The organism is Pseudidiomarina xizangensis (assembly GCF_052541995.1).
The window spans coordinates 1,193,420-1,211,320 of record NZ_JBOBQA010000001.1 but is presented as its reverse complement, the minus strand read 5'-3'; the positions used below and the strand labels follow the sequence as shown (position 1 = coordinate 1,211,320).

20 protein-coding genes are annotated in these 17,901 nt (G+C 49.0%); 17 read left to right on the top strand and 3 right to left on the bottom strand.

All coding sequences use genetic code 11. The annotated features are described in order from the left end of the window. Positions 1 to 12 precede the first annotated feature (12 nt). Positions 13 to 780, top strand: a complete 768-nt coding sequence (tcdA, locus tag ACQ5ES_RS05890) for a tRNA cyclic N6-threonylcarbamoyladenosine(37) synthase TcdA (RefSeq protein WP_445015007.1) — start codon at positions 13 to 15, stop codon at positions 778 to 780. Continuing rightward, complete coding sequence (locus ACQ5ES_RS05885) at positions 777 to 1,277, top strand: DUF1543 domain-containing protein (RefSeq protein WP_445015006.1); 501 nt, start codon at positions 777 to 779, stop codon at positions 1,275 to 1,277. The genes tcdA and ACQ5ES_RS05885 overlap by 4 nt, the downstream gene beginning before the upstream one ends. Positions 1,278 to 1,300: 23 nt before the next feature. Here ACQ5ES_RS05885 and ACQ5ES_RS05880 read toward each other — a convergent pair whose 3' ends face one another. Continuing rightward, complete coding sequence (locus ACQ5ES_RS05880; protein WP_445015005.1) at positions 1,301 to 1,699, bottom strand: SufE family protein; 399 nt, start codon at positions 1,697 to 1,699, stop codon at positions 1,301 to 1,303. 143 nt (positions 1,700 to 1,842) lie between these two features. On the opposite strand from ACQ5ES_RS05880, the gene ACQ5ES_RS05875 reads away from it, so the two are divergent. The 7 genes from ACQ5ES_RS05875 (at position 1,843) to ACQ5ES_RS05845 (ending at position 11,223) form a co-directional block, all read left to right on the top strand. Next, entirely contained in the window at positions 1,843 to 2,592 is a 750-nt protein-coding gene (locus ACQ5ES_RS05875) for an electron transfer flavoprotein subunit beta/FixA family protein (RefSeq protein ID WP_445015004.1), read from the top strand. Then, on the top strand, positions 2,589 to 3,518 hold the full coding sequence (locus ACQ5ES_RS05870; RefSeq protein WP_445015003.1) for an electron transfer flavoprotein subunit alpha/FixB family protein: 930 nt from the start codon (positions 2,589 to 2,591) through the stop codon (positions 3,516 to 3,518). The genes ACQ5ES_RS05875 and ACQ5ES_RS05870 overlap by 4 nt, the downstream gene beginning before the upstream one ends. A gap of 246 nt (positions 3,519 to 3,764) precedes the next feature. Continuing rightward, a complete protein-coding gene (locus ACQ5ES_RS05865) occupies positions 3,765 to 4,673 on the top strand; it encodes a hypothetical protein (RefSeq protein WP_445015002.1) in 909 nt (302 codons plus the stop codon). A 160-nt stretch (positions 4,674 to 4,833) separates the two neighbouring features. Beyond that, positions 4,834 to 5,793, top strand: coding sequence for a hypothetical protein (locus ACQ5ES_RS05860; RefSeq protein ID WP_445015001.1), 960 nt, complete (start codon positions 4,834 to 4,836; stop codon positions 5,791 to 5,793). 146 nt (positions 5,794 to 5,939) lie between these two features. Further along, positions 5,940 to 7,007 carry a hypothetical protein gene (locus ACQ5ES_RS05855; RefSeq protein ID WP_445015000.1) on the top strand — a complete coding sequence of 356 codons (1,068 nt, stop codon included), beginning with the start codon at positions 5,940 to 5,942 and terminating at the stop codon, positions 7,005 to 7,007. Between the two features lie 223 nt (positions 7,008 to 7,230). Continuing rightward, a complete protein-coding gene (locus ACQ5ES_RS05850; RefSeq protein ID WP_445014999.1) occupies positions 7,231 to 9,075 on the top strand; it encodes a DUF1302 domain-containing protein in 1,845 nt (614 codons plus the stop codon). A 138-nt stretch (positions 9,076 to 9,213) separates the two neighbouring features. Further along, positions 9,214 to 11,223 (top strand): S9 family peptidase, encoded by a 2,010-nt coding sequence (locus ACQ5ES_RS05845; RefSeq protein WP_445014998.1) that lies wholly within the window; start codon positions 9,214 to 9,216, stop codon positions 11,221 to 11,223. A gap of 102 nt (positions 11,224 to 11,325) precedes the next feature. Here ACQ5ES_RS05845 and ACQ5ES_RS05840 read toward each other — a convergent pair whose 3' ends face one another. Next, positions 11,326 to 12,111: a glycosyltransferase family 2 protein gene (locus ACQ5ES_RS05840; protein ID WP_445014997.1), complete on the bottom strand. Its 786-nt coding sequence runs from the start codon at positions 12,109 to 12,111 to the stop codon at positions 11,326 to 11,328. Between the two features lie 83 nt (positions 12,112 to 12,194). Between ACQ5ES_RS05840 and ung the strand changes: the two genes are divergently transcribed. Beyond that, entirely contained in the window at positions 12,195 to 12,842 is a 648-nt protein-coding gene (gene ung, locus ACQ5ES_RS05835) for a uracil-DNA glycosylase (RefSeq protein WP_445014996.1), read from the top strand. Between the two features lie 35 nt (positions 12,843 to 12,877). On the opposite strand, the gene ACQ5ES_RS05830 is transcribed toward ung, so the two are convergent. Next, positions 12,878 to 13,048, bottom strand: coding sequence for a DUF3545 family protein (locus tag ACQ5ES_RS05830; RefSeq protein WP_445014995.1), 171 nt, complete (start codon positions 13,046 to 13,048; stop codon positions 12,878 to 12,880). A gap of 223 nt (positions 13,049 to 13,271) precedes the next feature. On the opposite strand from ACQ5ES_RS05830, the gene suhB reads away from it, so the two are divergent. The 7 genes from suhB (at position 13,272) to hscB (ending at position 17,878) form a co-directional block, all read left to right on the top strand. Then, a complete protein-coding gene (gene suhB, locus ACQ5ES_RS05825; RefSeq protein WP_445014994.1) occupies positions 13,272 to 14,072 on the top strand; it encodes an inositol-1-monophosphatase in 801 nt (266 codons plus the stop codon). Between the two features lie 6 nt (positions 14,073 to 14,078). Beyond that, entirely contained in the window at positions 14,079 to 14,807 is a 729-nt protein-coding gene (trmJ, locus tag ACQ5ES_RS05820; protein ID WP_445014993.1) for a tRNA (cytosine(32)/uridine(32)-2'-O)-methyltransferase TrmJ, read from the top strand. 87 nt (positions 14,808 to 14,894) lie between these two features. Next, positions 14,895 to 15,383, top strand: coding sequence for a Fe-S cluster assembly transcriptional regulator IscR (iscR, locus tag ACQ5ES_RS05815; protein ID WP_445014992.1), 489 nt, complete (start codon positions 14,895 to 14,897; stop codon positions 15,381 to 15,383). 30 nt (positions 15,384 to 15,413) lie between these two features. Further along, the gene (locus tag ACQ5ES_RS05810) at positions 15,414 to 16,628 is read left to right on the top strand and encodes an IscS subfamily cysteine desulfurase (protein ID WP_445014991.1); all 1,215 of its coding nucleotides are present in this window, start codon (positions 15,414 to 15,416) and stop codon (positions 16,626 to 16,628) included. A 15-nt stretch (positions 16,629 to 16,643) separates the two neighbouring features. After that, positions 16,644 to 17,027, top strand: a complete 384-nt coding sequence (iscU, locus tag ACQ5ES_RS05805; protein WP_445014990.1) for a Fe-S cluster assembly scaffold IscU — start codon at positions 16,644 to 16,646, stop codon at positions 17,025 to 17,027. A gap of 24 nt (positions 17,028 to 17,051) precedes the next feature. Next, positions 17,052 to 17,375 (top strand): iron-sulfur cluster assembly protein IscA, encoded by a 324-nt coding sequence (gene iscA / locus ACQ5ES_RS05800; RefSeq protein ID WP_445014989.1) that lies wholly within the window; start codon positions 17,052 to 17,054, stop codon positions 17,373 to 17,375. Between the two features lie 2 nt (positions 17,376 to 17,377). Then, on the top strand, positions 17,378 to 17,878 hold the full coding sequence (gene hscB / locus ACQ5ES_RS05795) for a co-chaperone HscB (protein ID WP_445014988.1): 501 nt from the start codon (positions 17,378 to 17,380) through the stop codon (positions 17,876 to 17,878). The last annotated feature ends 23 nt before the right edge of the window (positions 17,879 to 17,901 follow it).

Here is a 17,901-nt window from a genome sequence, read left to right as displayed (position 1 = left end):
TACTTAAACCTTATGGCCGACGAACGATTTTCAGGTATAGAGCGCGTCTATGGCGCGGATCAATTTGCCCGCTTTCAGCAGCATCACGTGGCCGTGATTGGCCTTGGTGGTGTAGGGTCCTGGGCGGTGGAGGCGCTGGCGCGTTCAGGCGTGGGCGGAATTACACTGATTGATCTGGATGATGTTTGCCTGACCAATATTAACCGTCAACTGCCGGCAATGACCAGCACCGTTGGGCAACTGAAAACCGAGGTGCTGGCGCAGCGGGTGGGTGACATTAATCCTGACTGCGGCGTGCGAGTGATTGATGACTTTCTGGCGCTGGAAAACCTCGATGATTATCTCGGTCAACCGGTGACAGCGGTACTGGATGCAGTAGATAGTGTGCAGGTAAAAGCTGCTTTGATTGCCTGGTGCAAGCGCCGTAAACTGCCACTGGTGACCTGTGGTGGCGCTGGGGGGCAGGTTGACCCGGCTAAAGTGACCTCTGCGGACCTTGCCAAAGCTTCGCAAGACCCATTGTTGGCCAAGGTGCGCTCGATGTTGCGGCGGGATTATAACTTTTCGCGCAATCCAAGTCGCAATTTCGGTGTTAAGGCGGTGTATTCGACGGAACAGTTGCGTTATCCGACGGGTGACGGCTGTTGGGGGCATGCAAAACCGGGTGCTGGCTCGATGCGGATGGACTGCAGCACAGGGTTTGGCGCGGCCATGCCGGTCACCTGTACCTTCGCGATGCATGCGGTGGCGCTATTATTAGAAAAATTGGAACGCACATGAAACTCTATATGTTTTACATCGGTGGCTCTGCGCCGGGCGCAAATATTGAAGTACATGATGTCCGTTTTGTTGCTGGCGCGTCGGTCGAAGACTGCTATCCAGCGCTGCGCAAAAACTGGTATGGCACCTTGAAAGGTTTGCACCTCGATAGTTATGTGCATATTCACCATGTCGATGGTTATCGTATTGAACTGCGACAGGAACCGAGCGCCCACGCGGAAAAACTCTGGTTCGTTAATTTCGGTGGGTATTACCCTGAGCGTCTGGCGGAGTTCCATGATTTCACTTTGGCAGTCGCGCAAAGTGCCGACGAGGCTAAGCGCGTTGGCTACCAGCGGCTGCTCACCGATAGCATCCAACCGCACAAAGATGATCTTTACGACGTTGATAATTGTCTGAACGTCGATTTATTGGAAGGTTGGTACGTGCATCTGGTGAAAGATGGCGAGCAGCAGCCGTTGGTTCCCGACTGGTCAGGTTACGAGGTCATTGCTTAGGTGCTTTAGGTGGTAAGTAATGCTTAACTCTTAATTGCGTCGACCACGGCGCGCAGGCCATTACGGCGTGAGACACTGACGAGATCTTGCAAGCCTAGCGCCTGTAACAAGGCGTCCAGCTCGAAGTGGGCGACCTGTTCAACTGATGCGTGATGCAGGGCCCGGTAAATTAAAGCCAGTAGTCCTTTAACGACACGAGACGCCGAGTCCAACTGCAGTTCCAGTTGACCGTTCTGCCAGCATGACAGGAGCCAGACTTTGGCTTCGCAGCCGTGGACTTCGTTTTCCGGCACGCGCGCCTCAGTAGGGAAGGCAGGCAGCCGGCTGGCTTGTTCAATCAGGAACTTAAGTCGTTGAGGCTGTTGTTGAGCCTGGTGTTGCAACGCCGACAGATCAGCTTCAGTTAATTTTCCGTACACCATCTGTAGACACCATGAAAGCTCTAAAAATTGCGCCCAGACAAGGCAAAAGATGCGTCAATAGTATCATTTTTGCCGCGAAAAATGTTAATCTTGGGCAGTCTAAGTTAAAACGTGAATCCAAATAACGTAACAGGAACCACAACATGAAAATAGTAGTGGCGGTCAAACGCGTCATTGATTACAACGTCAAGGTGCGGGTCAAAGCTGACCAATCTGACGTTGATCTGGCCAATGTGAAAATGGCCCTGAACCCGTTCTGTGAAATCGCGGTTGAGGAAGCAGTGCGACTGAAAGAGCAAGGCATCGCTGAAGAAGTGGTGGTTGTGTCTATCGGTCCGAAGGCAGTACAAGAGCAATTACGCACGGCGTTGGCATTAGGCGCTGATCGCGCGATCCAGGTCGAAACTGACGACATGCCTGATTCACTTGCTGTGGCTAAGCTACTGAAAGGTGTGGTTGAGAAAGAACAACCCAACCTGGTGATTCTTGGTAAGCAGGCAATTGATTCAGACAACAACCAAACCGGTCAGATGCTCGGCGCATTGACAGGTATGCCGCAGGGCACTTTTGCTTCAAAAGTTGATGTTGCCGAGGGTAGCGTGAGTGTCACGCGTGAGGTCGACGGTGGCTTGCAAACCGTTAAACTGAGCCTGCCAGCGATAGTAACTACCGACTTACGCTTGAATGAGCCGCGTTACGCGTCATTGCCAAATATTATGAAGGCCAAACGTAAGCCGCTCGACGTCACCACAGCAGATGAGCTGGGCGTGAGTGTGAGCCGCACTGTCAAATTACTTAAAGTTGAGTCGCCCGCAGAACGCAGTGCCGGTGTGATAGTTTCTGATGTTGCGGAGTTGGTCGACAAACTGAAGAACGAGGCTAAAGTCATATGAGCATCTTAGTCATTGCCGAACACGACAATAAAGAATTAAGCACCGCGACCTTAAAAACTTTAGCAGCTGCGCAACAAATGGGTGGTGATGTAGAGGTGTTGGTTGCTGGTCACGACTGCAAAACAGTTGCTGAAGAAGTAGCGCAAGCTGAAGGCGTTAGCAAAGTTCGCCTAGCTGACAACGCTGCTTACGCGCACTTTTTAGCTGAAAATCTTGGCGCACTGGTTGCTGAGTTAGGTAAAGATTACAGTCACATCGTCGCTGCTGCGACCACGACGGGTAAAAACTTTATGCCGCGCGTGGCTGCGTTGCTTGATGTTGCGCAAGTTTCTGACATCATCGCCGTTGAAAGCGCTGATACCTTTAAGCGTCCAATTTATGCTGGTAATGCAATTGCGACGGTGCAATCAGAAGACACTATCAAAGTCATCACGGTGCGTGCCACAGCTTTTGATGCTGTCGCTGCAGAAGGTGGTAGTGCGTCAGTAGAAGCCATCGATACAGTTATCGATAACGATAAATCTGAGTTTGTCGGCGAACAGCTGGCAGAATCAGAGCGTCCGGATTTGACCTCTGCAAGGGTGGTTATTTCCGGCGGTCGTGGTATGCAAAACGGCGAAAACTTCCATTTACTAGAAAAAGTAGCTGACAAGTTGGGTGCTGCAGTGGGTGCATCACGTGCTGCGGTCGATGCTGGCTTTGTGCCGAATGATATGCAGGTTGGACAAACTGGTAAAATTGTCGCACCGGAACTCTACATCGCAGTAGGTATCAGTGGCGCAATTCAACACCTGGCCGGGATGAAAGACTCGAAGATCATCGTCGCAATTAATAAAGATGAAGAAGCACCGATTTTCCAAGTGGCCGACTATGGTTTGGTCGCTGACTTGTTTGATGTGCTACCGGAGCTGGATAAAGCATTGTAATCCGCTGTCGAACCTTGATTAATGAGAAGCCCGCACTTGGTTGTGGGCTTTTTTATTTGCTAAACTTTTTTTTAACAAACAGCTATTTTATACGAGTGGATTGGAAATATTTTTCTTGAAAATTCTCTGGTTACGTTTAACTTGAATAGCAGTTCCTGCTCGTTCTTGCAGGCCAACCGTCCGTTTGCTGCAATAAACGGAAGCTATACGAAATTATACGAAGCTATACACTGGAGAACAATAAAAATGAAAAAATCTTACCTACTTGGGCTAACTCTGGGTTTGGGGTTGTTGACCTTGCCTGGTGCAAGTTCAGCTCAAGAAGCAACTCGGACAATCGAATTTAATGGTGATATCACCTTTTACCACGACGCCCTGTCCCCTTACTCAATCGAGTCGTATCAGCTGGTTATTGACATTGATGAAACTGCTACGCCTACAAGTTCATCCCCGACGTATTTCTCGTTTGGAAGTGATTACGTGCTAAACGCATCAGTGTCGTTCTATGACGCACTGGGTGAGGAAGTTCTATTACCAGTGGTACTTGAGTTTAGCGGAGTTGAGGGTATGTATGGTAGTACTACCCTTGCTACTGGGCCGAGTTCAGAATACTTTAATTTCAACTTTTATGGCTCAACCCCGAGTGGCATGGGAGATATCTATTTTTACATTCAGGGTAGCCCAGGATCTATATACTCAGTCTTTTCGGAATCCCCGACCTTTGTGGCTGCGCCGCAAAACGTGACGATGTATATGCACTTTCTTGCTGCTGGTGAAACCTGGTTCCATGATGACCCAGCAGGGAATCTACTTGGCGTCTTAGATGTCGTGCAAGATCTAGACTTGGACGGGGTCGCTGATGATATCGATTCGTGCCCATCGTCTCTAATGGGTGAAACCGTGATCTTTAATGATTGGTATGACTCCGGTGTACCTAATTACGTGGATGAAAGTGGTTGTACTGTGATGGACCACTACGCGGTTTGTACGGCTGAAGCAGCCGAGCAACCAACGTCGATTTGGGGCGGGTTCCAGCAAGTGTACAGCGGCCCAAGCTACTGTGAAAAGCAAGTCGCTTATGGGCTCGTTCAAGATGGCGTAATTACCTACGGTGAAGCCCGTAGCTTACGTAATGCGTTGTATCAATCGTATTAGGTTTGGTCTTCGCTAGCAGGTTCTGGCGATGACGATTTAGAAGCAAGCCCCGATAGCTATCGGGGCTTTTTTATAGTGGAGTTCAAGGAAAAGTTGCTCAAAAGTTTCATTCACATTTAAATGGCAAGAACTATAACTCTAACTAATAGGGGAAGCAGGCATGCGCACCGTAACCTTGATCAGCTCATTAAAGGTCTTAGCTTTAACTTCTTTGTTATCTGTTTCGGCAACACAGGCTGCTGAAGAGTCCATCGTGATAAAGGGTGAACTTACGTTTTCCAGTTTGCCTATGTTAGGTGAATACCAAGGGGTATTGGCAGAGCCGCTACATTTTACCGCGACCGTAGTGGAAGATGCTGCGCTAGCCGCGAGTGAAGTTGTGTTGGGTTATTCACAAGAATACGTGAATGCAACGCGCGAACTGCAGATGCAAATTAGCACTGCAGCAGGCGATATTCTTTACGATGAGCTGATAACGGTTGATGAACTGGCTAACGCCGCGTTCATTGAAGCCTACTCTCTTTTTGTCTATGGCAATGCCGCACAAGCAACGAACTATGACAGTGGCAGCGCTTTGTGGGCGATAATCTCAGGTGGTGAACAGCGGTTTGTAGATCGCGAGATTAACTTGGGTGCAGATTTATTATCTCGTGGTGTTGGTGCTGGAGTTCCAGCCGGGGTTGAAAACCTATTTGCTGACACGAGCAGTTATCCGGTGCTGGTAACTGGCAATTACGTTTACTCATTTCTGTATTATGATAACTCGATAAACAACCTTTCCGGTGACGGCTACCAAGGCATCGTGCAAGGTTATGCAACAAGTATCTCTTATGGTGATACTGACGCGGATGGTGATGGTATTGATGATGCAACAGATAGCTGTCCAGCGTCAGATACCAGCGCGACAGTAGTTTTTAATGGAGTTGATTCTGAGGTGGTGAATTTCGTTGGAGCTGATGGTTGCACCTTGGCCGATACCTTGGCACGGTGTGAGCAGCAAAGTAGTTGCAGCATGAAACTGATCCAAAATTTACGGAAAACTGGTGATCTGAGTATTCCGGAAGCTAACGCGCTGCGGCAAGCAAGCCAGATCGGTTACCATTCCAACCGCCCGCGTTAATCTGCGGGCTATAAGTAACCAAAAGATTACAAATATATACATGTTTAATACGGTTGTTTAGACTTCGTTGATCCCCTATTTTGGTTGTGCACTCGCATTGGTTCCTTGGGTACCAACCTCATTAGAATTAAAAATAGGTGAACAGCATGAGATTAGTAAGAAAAGCAGTTTTTGCATTGCCGGCGTTGGCACTGGCGTCGGTGGTTAGCACAACAGCACTCGCTCAGCAGTCTGGACAGCAGATAGTTGTCATTGAAGGCCTTCTTTTTGACACAAGTATTCCCGCTCTAGTTGAGTATGAGCCACCGCTCGAGTTTAGAGCCGAAGTTGGTGAGAATCTTGATACGGCATCTCCGGTGTCTGAAGGTGGAGAGAACGGAGCCATATATAAAGAATCAACTTTTAGAATTTCTGTGCAAGTGTTCCGCTCGGAAGGTGAGGTTGTTTTTGAGCAAGAACTAACTACCCCAACCCCTGGTGATTTTACTGATTTTGGTCAAATTGCACTTTTTTCTTTTGGCATGGCGAGTGAGCAAGAGTTTGAGTCCGATCCGGGCAGCGCGTTTTGGGGATTAGCATCTATCAATGATTTTGGGTATGTGGCACATGAAGTTAGGCTCGGTGGTGGATTTTATGTAGAGGGACGAGAGGGTCCTATGGGTGAAGAATCACCAGGTGAGCTTACTGTAGTGTCTCCAGATTCATTATTTGTCGAGACAACCTACTATCCCATGTTGCGCACCGGTGAAACTTCTTACCCCTTTTCATTCAGAAGTATTGTAGTAGGCGACTCTATTGGTGTGTTAAGCAATGAGGGAAGTACCTCGTACCAAGAGGGCTATATGAACGGTATGGCAACCAATATTAGCTATGCTGATCTTGATTCTGATGGTGATGGAATTGCGGATGCGGTGGACAAGTGCTCGCCATCGGTGCTAACCGAGAATGTTGAATTTGGCGGGATTGATACTGGGGTGATGAACGCGACCGGCGACGACGGTTGTACACTGATGGACCGTTACGCCAAATGTAAAGCCGATGCCGAAGAACAAAGTTCTCCACTGGGCCTGTTCCAACCAGTTTACAGCGGTCCTAGTTACTGTGAGAAGCAAGTCGCTTATCAGGCTGTTAGTGAAGGTCTGATTGGTTATGGTGACGCCCGCGTGCTACGTACTGAACTTTACAACTTCTATCGTAATGGCGGGGACTATTAATAAGCTCGGGTGAGTTCACTCGATGACTTCGTGAAATGTTTTATGAAGAGGGGCACCTACGGGGCCCCTCTTTTCGCTGAAAGGGGTCCGCAGTCCATTAGAGAAAAGGCGGGGATCTCATAATGTTGCTTTGGTTCGATTTTTCTCAATACACCACTTGCATATTTGCAACTCATCGGACATGATTGAGCTTATAACATCCTAGTGGGATTAGGTGGCTAACATGAAAAGAAGAACAACTATGCTTAAAAAATTACCTCTCGCTACAGCTATAGCGCTGGCATTCGCAGGAAGTGCAGGGGCCCACGCAGAAGAATTTGAAGTGGGTGATTTCCGCGTTAAGTTTGATTCAATTATTTCTTACGGTGCTGCATGGCGTATGGAAGATCAAGACATGCGTTTAATCCATCCAGGCAATATGGATGGCGGCATGGGTCAGTCAGGTGTTGCGGACGATGGTAACCTGAACTATGACAAAGGCGACATGGTTTCGTCTGTGGTCAAAGGTGTTCATGACCTGAGCATTGACGGCGGTGACTACGGTGCATTCGTTCGCTTCAAGTATTGGTATGACGACATTATCAAGAATAATGAAGTCCCACATGGGCACACCGCAACGAATTACTTTCCAAACGTCACGCTCAACAACGACGGTTTAGATGATTTCTCAACTGGTTCAGGTTTTGAACTGCTTGATGCCTTTGTTTACGCCTATTTCGACCTAGGCGATATGCCAGCCAACTTACGCGTCGGCCGCCAGGTGTTAAGCTGGGGTGAGAGTACGTTTATTTTTAATGGTGTTAACTCCATCAATCCTATCGATGTGAATGCGGTGCGCCGTCCAGGTGTTGAAATCAAAGAAGCCTTGCTGCCCGTTGGTATGGTCAATTTAAATTTAGGCCTTACTGATGCGACCAGTTTAGACATGTTCTATCAGTACGAGTGGGACAACACCAAGCTTGATGGCTGTGGTACGTTCTTTTCGACTGTGGACATCTTAGGCGGTCCGGGCTGTAACAAAGTAACCTTGAACCCAACATTGGTAGCTGGCATGCCGTCAAGTAGCCTGAGCGACCGTGAGTCAGTTGAGTTCGGCGCATATTTAGACCGTTCGCCTAACATCTTACCTGATGACGGTGGCCAGTATGGCTTTGCGATGCGTCACTACAGCATGGACTTAGATGTTGAGTTTGGTTTGTACTACATGAACATACACAACCAAACGCCAATTATTTCTGCTTACAACTGGATCGAACAACCCAGCGCCGGTATGAGCCATCCTGATGGTTATCCAATTGCAGGTCCAAACTACGTGTTGCAGTACCCAGAAGATCAAGAGATCATGGGTGCGAGCTTCAGTACCAACTTTGGCTTATGGTCAGTAGGTGGTGAATACAGCTTCCGTCCTGACTTAGCAGTGCAAATTAACACCACTGAAATTTTAACAGCCGGCCTGCGTGCAGGCGTACCTAGTACTTTTTCAGACCGCATTCGTCGCGATGAGACCGGTGCAATCACGAACTTAGGTGAACTGCAGCAAGGTTACGACGAGCACGACGTCAGCCAGTTCCAGTTAACTGGTATTCGGTTCTTGGACAATGTTCTAGGCGCGAGTCGCTTGACCTTCATCGGTGAAGTCGCGATGAACAAAGTTCACTCGCTGCCAAGCCTTGACGAACAGCGTTATGGGCGTAACCCAGTTTACGGTAAGTGCTTAACCATGGCTGATCAACAAGCTTTGGGTAACCCTTCTCCAGCAGCTGATATCAACTGTGAAGGCTTCGTAACTGCGTCTTCTTGGGGTTATCGCACGCGGTTTGTCGCTGAATACAACAACGTGATTTCAGGTTGGAACTTAACCCCAACACTTGCTTTTGGCCACGATGTTAAAGGTTATTCACCGAACAGCAACTTCATTGAAGGCCGCAAAACAATTGGTCTTAGTGTCGATGCCAGCTATTTGTCATCTTACAAAATCGGTGTTGGCTACAACATCAACACCGGCGGTGACTATGAACCAGCGAGTGACCGTGATTTCGCAGCGATTAGCTTTAGTTACAGCTTCTAATCGATACCAGTAAATTGAAAACCCGCTTCGGCGGGTTTTTTTGTGCCATTCATCCCACATCGCTTGCCAAACAGAGCTGTAGCCCGTAGTTCTACTAGGGGTAAAACGCTTTATTTTGGGCTACAAGAGGACCAAATCATGAAAAAATTTCTTGCCTTATCGTTGGCTGTCTTAGCAACACCAACGCTGGCTGCAGAGAGTAACACCTTCCAGCCGGAAGACGTGTTCCAACTTGAATACGCAAGTTCGCCGACCATTCATCCTAACGGTGACTACACGGTATTTGTCCGCAACTATATGGACATCATGACCGATCGCAAATACGGAACTTTGTGGCGCGTCGATAATAAAGGAGAGTTACGGCCTTTAATCGGTGGTGACGCTAATGATCATTCACAAACCTGGTCGCCAGATGGTAGCAAGCTTGCATTTGTCTCGAACCGCAGCGGAAGTAACCAGATCCACTTGTATTGGACCGATACCCGTGATCAAGCGCCAGTGACACGCCTGACCGGTTCGCCGAGCAATCTTAGCTGGTCACCAGATGGCAAATGGCTGGCGTTTACCATGTTCACGCCAGCGCCAGAAAAACCACCGGTCAGTCTGCCTAAAGCTCCAAAAGGAGCAGAATGGGCGGAACCACCAAAGTATATTGATAAAGACAACTATCGAGTTGATGGCGGGGGCTATGCCAAAGATGGCTACACCCAAATTTATGTGATGCCCGCCAGCGGCGGCACGCCACGACAGTTAACGAACGCTGACTATCATCATAGTGGTCAACTTGCTTGGGGCCACGATGGACAGGGCATTATCTTCTCAGCAAACTTGCGTGAGGATGCATTTAATCAACCGGCAAACTCAGAGCTTTATCGAGTTGCTATCGAAGACAGTGCAGTCACGCAACTGACTGATCGCGTTGGACCTGATCACTCTCCGAGCATAAGCCCTGATGGTAAAAAATTGGCTTGGCTTGGCTACGACGATGAGATGATGAGTAATCAGTTGACGCAACTTTATGTTATGGATTTGACTGGAGACGACCCGCGTCTATTAACCAGTGATCTCGACTACAGTGTCGATGATGTGCAATGGGGCGACGACAGCGATGGTGTTTATTTCTCGTATGTTCGCCACGGAGACGGTCATGTGGTCTATCAAAATCTTGCCGGCGAACGCAATGAATTGACTAGTGAAATGGGGGGCCTAAGTTATGGTCGGCCCTATAGCGGTGGTGGCTTTGACATCCAAGGTGATGCTCAACTGGTGTATACCCTGGCCCATCCGCAGCGACCTGCCGACTTGGTGCTGAAGCATGATGAAACAAAGCGTCAGCTAACCCATTTGAATGATGACCTTTTTGCGCATAAGGAGCTTGGACGGGTCGAAGAAATTTGGTACGACTCGAAACATGGTGACTATAAAATTCAGGGTTGGATTGTCTACCCACCAAACTTTGATGCGGAGAAAAAGTACCCGTTAATCTTAGAAATTCACGGTGGCCCCCATGCTGCTTATGCTGAAACGTTCTCGGCCGAAATTCAGTTGATGGCAGCGGCTGGCAACGTCGTGCTATACACCAACCCACGTGGTAGCACCAGCTATGGCGAAGCGTTTGCACAAGAGATCCACCACAACTATCCAAGTGAGGACTACGACGATCTGATGGATGGTGTTGATGCCGTCATTGCCAAAGGCTTCATCGATGAAGAGCGTTTGTATGTTACTGGTGGTAGCGGTGGCGGCGTACTTACCGCTTGGATCGTTGGGCATACCGATCGGTTTGCTGCAGCTGTAGTCGCCAAGCCAGTTATTAATTGGTATAGCTTTGTATTGACCGCGGATATGTACAATTATTTCACCAAATACTGGTTCCCTGGACTGCCGTGGGAGAATCTTGAGCATTACATGGAGTATTCACCCATCAGCTATGTGGGTAACGTGACCACCCCAACCATGTTGCTGACCGGTGAATCTGACTATCGCACACCCATCTCAGAGTCTGAGCAGTATTACCAAGCACTCAAACTCGAAGGTGTCGAGACCGCCATGGTTCGCGTACCCGATGCCCCACACGGCATCTACAGCCGCCCGTCGAACCTTATCGGCAAAGTCGCATACATCCTGCATTGGTTCGAAAAATATTAAAACCAATATAGAAGGGGCTGCCCTTACAATGTAAAGATGATTTCTGCAGGAGGGGCTGCCCCTTCTGCAAAAGGTGAGGCGAAATAGGAGGGGCTGCCCCTCCTATTTTTTTTGTTTTTGTGTCTGTTTGCGGCGGTAGGCGAGTTCGTAGAGTTTGGCTTCGGTAAGAAAGAAATGAAAAGCATCGATGTTGGCCTTAATAAAGCCGCGCCAACCGGACCAGATCATTTGTCGGCCAAGATAGAACTTCAAGAACATTAGCGGAAAAATAAGTAATAGACGTGGCAAACTGCAATGACGTCCCTGTTGATCACGTTGCTTAGCTTTTAGTAAGGAATAGCTATTCAGCTTATCCATGTAGCCATGAGCACTATCGTAGCCGTAGTGTTTTAAATAAATTGGTAAATAAGCCAGTGGCGGCTCGACTTCAATATGTTCGTGTACCAGCACGTCGGTATTCATGTGACACTTATCTTTACGATATATCCGACGATATTTGTGGTGGCGTGCTTTCCGCAAACTATGACCCATGAATATGTCGTCATGATGAATCCAAATGCCGTTTACATCACCCACAGCAATACGCTCGCGGATCATTTGTAATCCACCGTCAGGGACCACCTCGTCACCATCCAGATTGAAAATCCAATTATGCGTACACTGCGCGATGCCAAACTCTTTTTGCTTTGCATAACCCGGCCAGTCGTTATGAACAATACGGGCACCGTGCTTTGCGGCAATTTCCAGGGTGCGGTCTGTTGAACCGGAATCAATAACGACAATTTCTTCTACACCGCGCACGCTGTCTAGCACTTCATCCAAGTGCGCCTCTTCGTTTAACGTAATGACAAAGACGCTCATTGGTGGGTAGTCGGTTTTTGCTGACATGCAAAGCCTCGTGTTGTTACCATAAAGTCCGTACTATCATACCGCAAAATACGCATACCAACACAGTTACCATGGGGCAACAGATGGCGCATGAATCTTGGAGTGATCTACTTGCAGAAGAAAAGCAACAAGCTTATTTCCAACAGGTAATACAGCGTGTTCAGGTTGAGCGGGAGCAAGGCAAGGTAATCTATCCACCGCAAGACCAAGTGTTTAACGCCTTTAAATTGACACCACTTGAGCAACTGAAGGTGGTGATTTTGGGGCAGGATCCTTACCATGGGACAGGGCAGGCACACGGACTGTGCTTCTCTGTCCCGCAAGGTGTCGCACCCCCGCCATCGCTGAAAAATATCTTCAAAGCGCTACAACATGATTTTCCCGACTATCAGCCACCTCAGCATGGTGATCTTAGCCACTGGGCGCAACAAGGTGTGTTGTTATTGAATACGGTGCTGACGGTTGAGCAAGGTCAGGCCGGTTCACATGCGAAATGGGGGTGGGAACGTTTTACCGACAAGGTAATTGCGCAAATCAATGACCACTGCGAAGGTATTGTGTTTCTACTTTGGGGCGCGCACGCCCAGAAGAAAGGCGCACTGATCGATCGTCAGCGTCATTATGTACTGACTGCGGTTCATCCGTCGCCGTTATCAGCGCATCGGGGCTTTTTGAGCTGCGGCCACTTCCGCCAGACCAACAAGCTGCTGGCGCAACCGATAGATTGGTAGCGCACAGGTAAAGCGTTGTTTGCTATTCGTTTTGTTTAGAATTCCAACTCGTCGAGTCCGAGATCGAGGCCATGATCCATATCTTTTAGCTCATCTCGTAACCGGTACTTTTCTTTCAGCGCTTCAATCTCCCGCCACTTGCGTTTACTACGACGTGACTTGTTCTGTTTTGCTTCAACACCGTTTAGCTCATGTGAATGATCCATTGGATCCTCCTAGCTTATAGTTGTTATTTTAGGCATAGCGCAACACTTTAATAACACCCGGTGATAAAAAATACAAGTGCGTTATTAGCTATTGGCTGTTCGCTGTTAGTTTAAACAAATAGCGAACAACCAAGAACAAACAACGAGTTTCTTGCGCTCGTCGTAAGAAACCACTATAATCCGCCGCCATAAAATCGTTCTTTTACAGCACAGGTAAATTGGTATGCATCCGATGTTAAACATAGCGGTGCGCGCTGCGCGTGCGGCCGGTAAAATTTTGACGAAGAACTTTGGGGTTGAAGCAGACTTCAATGTTCAGGCCAAAACTCAAAATGATTTCGTCAGCGAAATCGATAAAGCAGCCGAGCAAGCGATCATTCGCACCATTCAAAAAACCTTCCCTGATCACAGCTTTTTAGCTGAAGAAAGTGGCACGATCGACGGAGCAACACCTGAGCATCAATGGATTATCGATCCACTTGATGGCACCACCAATTACCTGCGCGGCATCCCCCATTTTGCGATTTCCATCGCATATCTTCACAAAGGTTCAGTGCAAGCTGCGGTCGTTTATGACCCGCTGCGTGAAGAGCTGTTTTCGGCAACCAAAGGTGTCGGAGCGCAACTTAACGGTAAACGCTTACGCGTAAAAGCCCAGCGTGATTTGAATGGTGCGTTACTGGCAACCGGATTCCCGTTTAAACGTAAAGACTTACAAACCAACTACCAAGCGGTATTCGGCGCGTTGTTCGAACATACGTCCGACATGCGTCGCGCCGGTTCAGCGGCACTCGATTTAGCCTATGTCGCAGCCGGTCGTTTCGATGGTTTCTGGGAATTCAGCCTGGAGCCGTGGGACATCGCCGCTGGTGGGCTGATTGTGCGTGAAGCTGGTGGGCTGGTGACAGATTTCGCCGGTGGTCATGAGTTCATGCAAAGTGGCCATGTGGTCGCCGGTAACCCGAAAGTGGTCCAGCACTTGCTGACGAAAGCACGGCCGCATTTGCCGAAAAGCATGAAGTAAGCCGCTATGTTAGACAATATCCGTATCGTACTCGTCAATACCTCGCACACCGGCAACATTGGTTCGGTGGCGCGCGCGATGAAAACTATGGGGCTAAGCCAGCTAACTCTGGTTGACCCTGTGCAAAAACCGGATAGCCACGCTTCGGCGCTGGCTGCTGGTGCGACCGACGTACTCCACAGTGCGAAGATTGTCGATGATCTTAGCACTGCCATCGCGGACTGTGGCCTGGTGATTGGCACCAGTGCACGTAACCGTACATTGGACTGGCCTTTGTTGGGTCCGCGTGAAGCTGCTGGGCAGCTACTGGCCGAGAGCGTGAACTACAATGTAGCGCTGGTATTTGGTCGTGAAAGCAGTGGCCTTACTAATGAAGAGTTGCAGCAATGTACTCACCATGTGCATATCCCATCAAACCCCGACTACAGCTCACTGAATCTAGCCATGGCGGTGCAAACCCTGGCTTATGAAGTGCGGATGCAATTACTGGAAGCCAATGAACATCCGGCAACGGCAGCGAGTGAGTATCCACTTACCGAAGATCTTGAGCGCTTTTACGGTCACCTTGAACAGACCCTGACAGAGACGGGCTTTATCATTAAGCACCACCCCGGCCAGGTTATGGCGAAATTGCGCCGTTTGTTTACGCGCGCGCGGCCCGAGACCAATGAGCTCAATATTCTCCGCGGCATCCTCGCCTCGATTGACAAACAGAACCGGGCGAACAGCGAATAGCCAACAACGCAGTTCGGGGTTTAGAATACTTGACTAAAACACTCGGGAATGCGAAAATTACGGCATAAACGTGGAGGAAAACTAGCTATGCGCTTAACCTCGAAAGGACGTTACGCCGTAACCGCAATGTTAGACGTAGCGCTGCATACAGAACAAGGTCCTGTGCCATTAGCCGATATCTCGGAACGGCAGGGGATTTCATTGAGCTATCTTGAACAATTATTCGCACGCTTACGTAAGCATGGTCTGGTAAGCAGTGTGCGCGGGCCGGGCGGTGGTTATCGTCTGGGTTTTACCCCACAAGAGATTTCAATTAGCGCAGTGATTCAAGCGGTGGACGAGTCCATCGACGCCACTCGTTGTGGTGGCAAAGGCGGATGCCAGGGCGGTAGCCGCTGTTTGACCCACTCCCTGTGGTCAAATTTAAGTGACCGAATCGAAGATTTTCTCGCGAATATTAGCTTAGCCGAACTGGTGAAACAAGAAGACGTGCACGCCGTTGCGGAACGGCAAAACACCGCCATTGCTGAGCAAAAGAAACGCGAACAACAAATTGCACTGAATTGTCAGTTGTAAGCAGTCTGACAACTTAAGGAGTAGCACTGAATGAAACTACCAATTTATTTTGATTACGCAGCTACCACCCCGGTCGACCCGCGGGTAGCAGAGAAAATGATGCAATTTCTGACGCCGGACGGCCAGTTTGGTAACGCGGCTTCGCGCTCGCACCGCTTTGGTTGGCAGGCCGAAGAAGCGATTGATATTGCGCGTAACCAAATCGCAGAGTTAGTTAATGCTGACCCACGCGAAATCGTTTTCACTTCAGGTGCTACTGAATCTGACAACCTTGGCATTAAAGGTGCGGCGGAGTTCTATCAGAAGAAAGGCAAACACATCATCACCGTCAAAACCGAGCACAAAGCTGTGCTTGATACCTGTCGTCAACTCGAGCGCGATGGCTTCGAAGTGACCTACCTTGATGTGAAAGAAGATGGTTTGCTGGATATCGACGTATTCAAGAAGGCGTTGCGTGAAGACACCGTGTTGGTGAGCGTGATGCACGTAAATAATGAAATCGGTGTCATTCAAGACATCGAAACTATTGGCAATTTATGCCGCGAGAACAATACAATCTTTCACGTCGACAGCGCTCAGAGCGCAGGTAAGGTCGAGATCGATTTACAGAGCTTACCGGTTGATTTGATGAGCTTTTCTGGCCACAAAATGTATGGTCCAAAAGGTATCGGGGCCTTGTACGTACGTCGCCGTCCACGGGTGCGCTTGAACGCTCAAATGCACGGCGGTGGACACGAACGAGGCATGCGTTCAGGTACGTTACCAACGCACCAAATCGTCGGCATGGGCGAAGCTGCCCGTGTAGCCAAAGCAGAAATGGCGGCCGAAGCCGAACGTTTCCGTGCTTTGCGCGACCGTTTATGGAATGGCGTAAAAGACATCGAAGAAGTTTACATCAACGGCAGCCAGGAACATGGCGTGCCGCACATCTTCAACATCAGCTTTAATTTCGTCGAAGGCGAAAGCCTAATCATGGCATTAAAAGACTTGGCAGTGTCTTCAGGTTCAGCCTGTACCTCAGCGAGTCTCGAGCCATCGTACGTATTGCGTGCCCTTGGCCGTAACGACGAGTTAGCTCATAGTTCAATTCGCTTTAGCTTCGGGCGTTTCACCACCGAAGAAGAAGTTGATCACGCAATAGAACAAATTCAGAAATCAATTGGTCGCTTGCGCGACATGTCGCCCTTGTGGGAAATGTTCAAAGATGGCGTTGATTTAGACAGCGTCAAATGGGCGGCACACTAAGAGAGGTAAAGTGTTATGGCATACAGTGAAAAAGTAATCGACCATTATGAAAACCCGCGTAACGTGGGAGCATTCGACAAAGATGATTTGTCGATCGCCACCGGTATGGTTGGCGCACCTGCGTGTGGTGACGTAATGAAGCTGCAATTAAAAATCAGCGACGCCGGCATTATTGAAGATGCCAAGTTCAAGACCTACGGCTGCGGCTCAGCGATCGCGTCAAGCTCGCTCGTTACCGAATGGGTGAAAGGTAAGACTGTGGAAGAAGCTTCACAGCTTAAAAACACTCAAATCGCAGAGGAACTTGCGCTGCCACCAGTGAAAATTCACTGTTCGATTTTGGCGGAAGATGCCATCAAAGCAGCGCTTGAAGACTACAAGAAACGGCACGCAGGTTAAGGCTACAAAGCTAAAGGGTAAGTAATGGCAATTACCATGACCGAAGCAGCGGCACAACGTGCCCGCTCGTTTTTGGAACAGCGCGGTAAAGGTGAGGGCATCCGACTAGGTGTAAAAACCACCGGGTGTTCAGGCCTTGCCTATGTAATGGAATTCGTCGATGAAGTCGACGATACCGATACTGTATTTGAAGAAAAAGGTGTCAGGATCATAATTGACGGTAAGAGTCTCTTATACCTTGATGGCACCGAGCTCGATTTCGTTAAAGAAGGTCTGAACGAAGGCTTTGAGTTCAACAACCCGAATGCCAAAGGCGAATGTGGTTGCGGCGAGAGCTTTAACGTTTAACCATGAATCATTTCGAGCTGTTTGATATCAAACCAGACTACGCTCTTGACCTGGCCGACTTGCAGCAGCGCTATCGCAAGCTGCAACAGGCCATGCATCCCGATCGATTTGCGAATGCAAGTTCGCGCGACAAGTTACTTGCCGTGCAGCGCACTTCGCAGTTAAATGATGCTTATCATACGTTACGCGCTCCTTTGTCGCGGGCAGAGTACATGCTCTCGCTGCGGGGCGTGGATATGCAGCATGAGCAGAAAACCTTGCAAGACCCTGAGTTCCTGATGGCCCAGATGGAATGGCGCGAGCGGGTTGAAGAGCTTAGTCCCGGCGATTTTGCTGCTATTGAAGCAGCTTTTCGTGACCTCGAAGGTGAAACCAAGCTGCTGCAGGACAGGTTAGAGCAACAGTTACTGGCGGATGAAAATGAAGAGGCTGCGGAAACGATTCGGAAGCTCAAGTTTATGCATAAACTCGGCCGCGAGCTCGAAGCGATAGAAGATCAGTAGCCCGTAGTTCTACTACGGGTCAA

Excerpts from the sequence above, each read along its gene's own strand:
- tcdA (WP_445015007.1), top strand. The coding sequence starts at position 13 with ATGGCCGACGAACGATTTTCAGGTATAGAGCGCGTCTATGGCGCGGAT.
- ACQ5ES_RS05885 (WP_445015006.1), top strand. The coding sequence starts at position 777 with ATGAAACTCTATATGTTTTACATCGGTGGCTCTGCGCCGGGCGCAAAT.
- ACQ5ES_RS05880 (WP_445015005.1), bottom strand. The coding sequence starts at position 1,699 with ATGGTGTACGGAAAATTAACTGAAGCTGATCTGTCGGCGTTGCAACAC.
- ACQ5ES_RS05875 (WP_445015004.1), top strand. The coding sequence starts at position 1,843 with ATGAAAATAGTAGTGGCGGTCAAACGCGTCATTGATTACAACGTCAAG.
- ACQ5ES_RS05870 (WP_445015003.1), top strand. The coding sequence starts at position 2,589 with ATGAGCATCTTAGTCATTGCCGAACACGACAATAAAGAATTAAGCACC.
- ACQ5ES_RS05865 (WP_445015002.1), top strand. The coding sequence starts at position 3,765 with ATGAAAAAATCTTACCTACTTGGGCTAACTCTGGGTTTGGGGTTGTTG.
- ACQ5ES_RS05860 (WP_445015001.1), top strand. The coding sequence starts at position 4,834 with ATGCGCACCGTAACCTTGATCAGCTCATTAAAGGTCTTAGCTTTAACT.
- ACQ5ES_RS05855 (WP_445015000.1), top strand. The coding sequence starts at position 5,940 with ATGAGATTAGTAAGAAAAGCAGTTTTTGCATTGCCGGCGTTGGCACTG.
- ACQ5ES_RS05850 (WP_445014999.1), top strand. The coding sequence starts at position 7,231 with ATGAAAAGAAGAACAACTATGCTTAAAAAATTACCTCTCGCTACAGCT.
- ACQ5ES_RS05845 (WP_445014998.1), top strand. The coding sequence starts at position 9,214 with ATGAAAAAATTTCTTGCCTTATCGTTGGCTGTCTTAGCAACACCAACG.
- ACQ5ES_RS05840 (WP_445014997.1), bottom strand. The coding sequence starts at position 12,111 with ATGTCAGCAAAAACCGACTACCCACCAATGAGCGTCTTTGTCATTACG.
- ung (WP_445014996.1), top strand. The coding sequence starts at position 12,195 with ATGGCGCATGAATCTTGGAGTGATCTACTTGCAGAAGAAAAGCAACAA.
- ACQ5ES_RS05830 (WP_445014995.1), bottom strand. The coding sequence starts at position 13,048 with ATGGATCATTCACATGAGCTAAACGGTGTTGAAGCAAAACAGAACAAG.
- suhB (WP_445014994.1), top strand. The coding sequence starts at position 13,272 with ATGCATCCGATGTTAAACATAGCGGTGCGCGCTGCGCGTGCGGCCGGT.
- trmJ (WP_445014993.1), top strand. The coding sequence starts at position 14,079 with ATGTTAGACAATATCCGTATCGTACTCGTCAATACCTCGCACACCGGC.
- iscR (WP_445014992.1), top strand. The coding sequence starts at position 14,895 with ATGCGCTTAACCTCGAAAGGACGTTACGCCGTAACCGCAATGTTAGAC.
- ACQ5ES_RS05810 (WP_445014991.1), top strand. The coding sequence starts at position 15,414 with ATGAAACTACCAATTTATTTTGATTACGCAGCTACCACCCCGGTCGAC.
- iscU (WP_445014990.1), top strand. The coding sequence starts at position 16,644 with ATGGCATACAGTGAAAAAGTAATCGACCATTATGAAAACCCGCGTAAC.
- iscA (WP_445014989.1), top strand. The coding sequence starts at position 17,052 with ATGGCAATTACCATGACCGAAGCAGCGGCACAACGTGCCCGCTCGTTT.
- hscB (WP_445014988.1), top strand. The coding sequence starts at position 17,378 with ATGAATCATTTCGAGCTGTTTGATATCAAACCAGACTACGCTCTTGAC.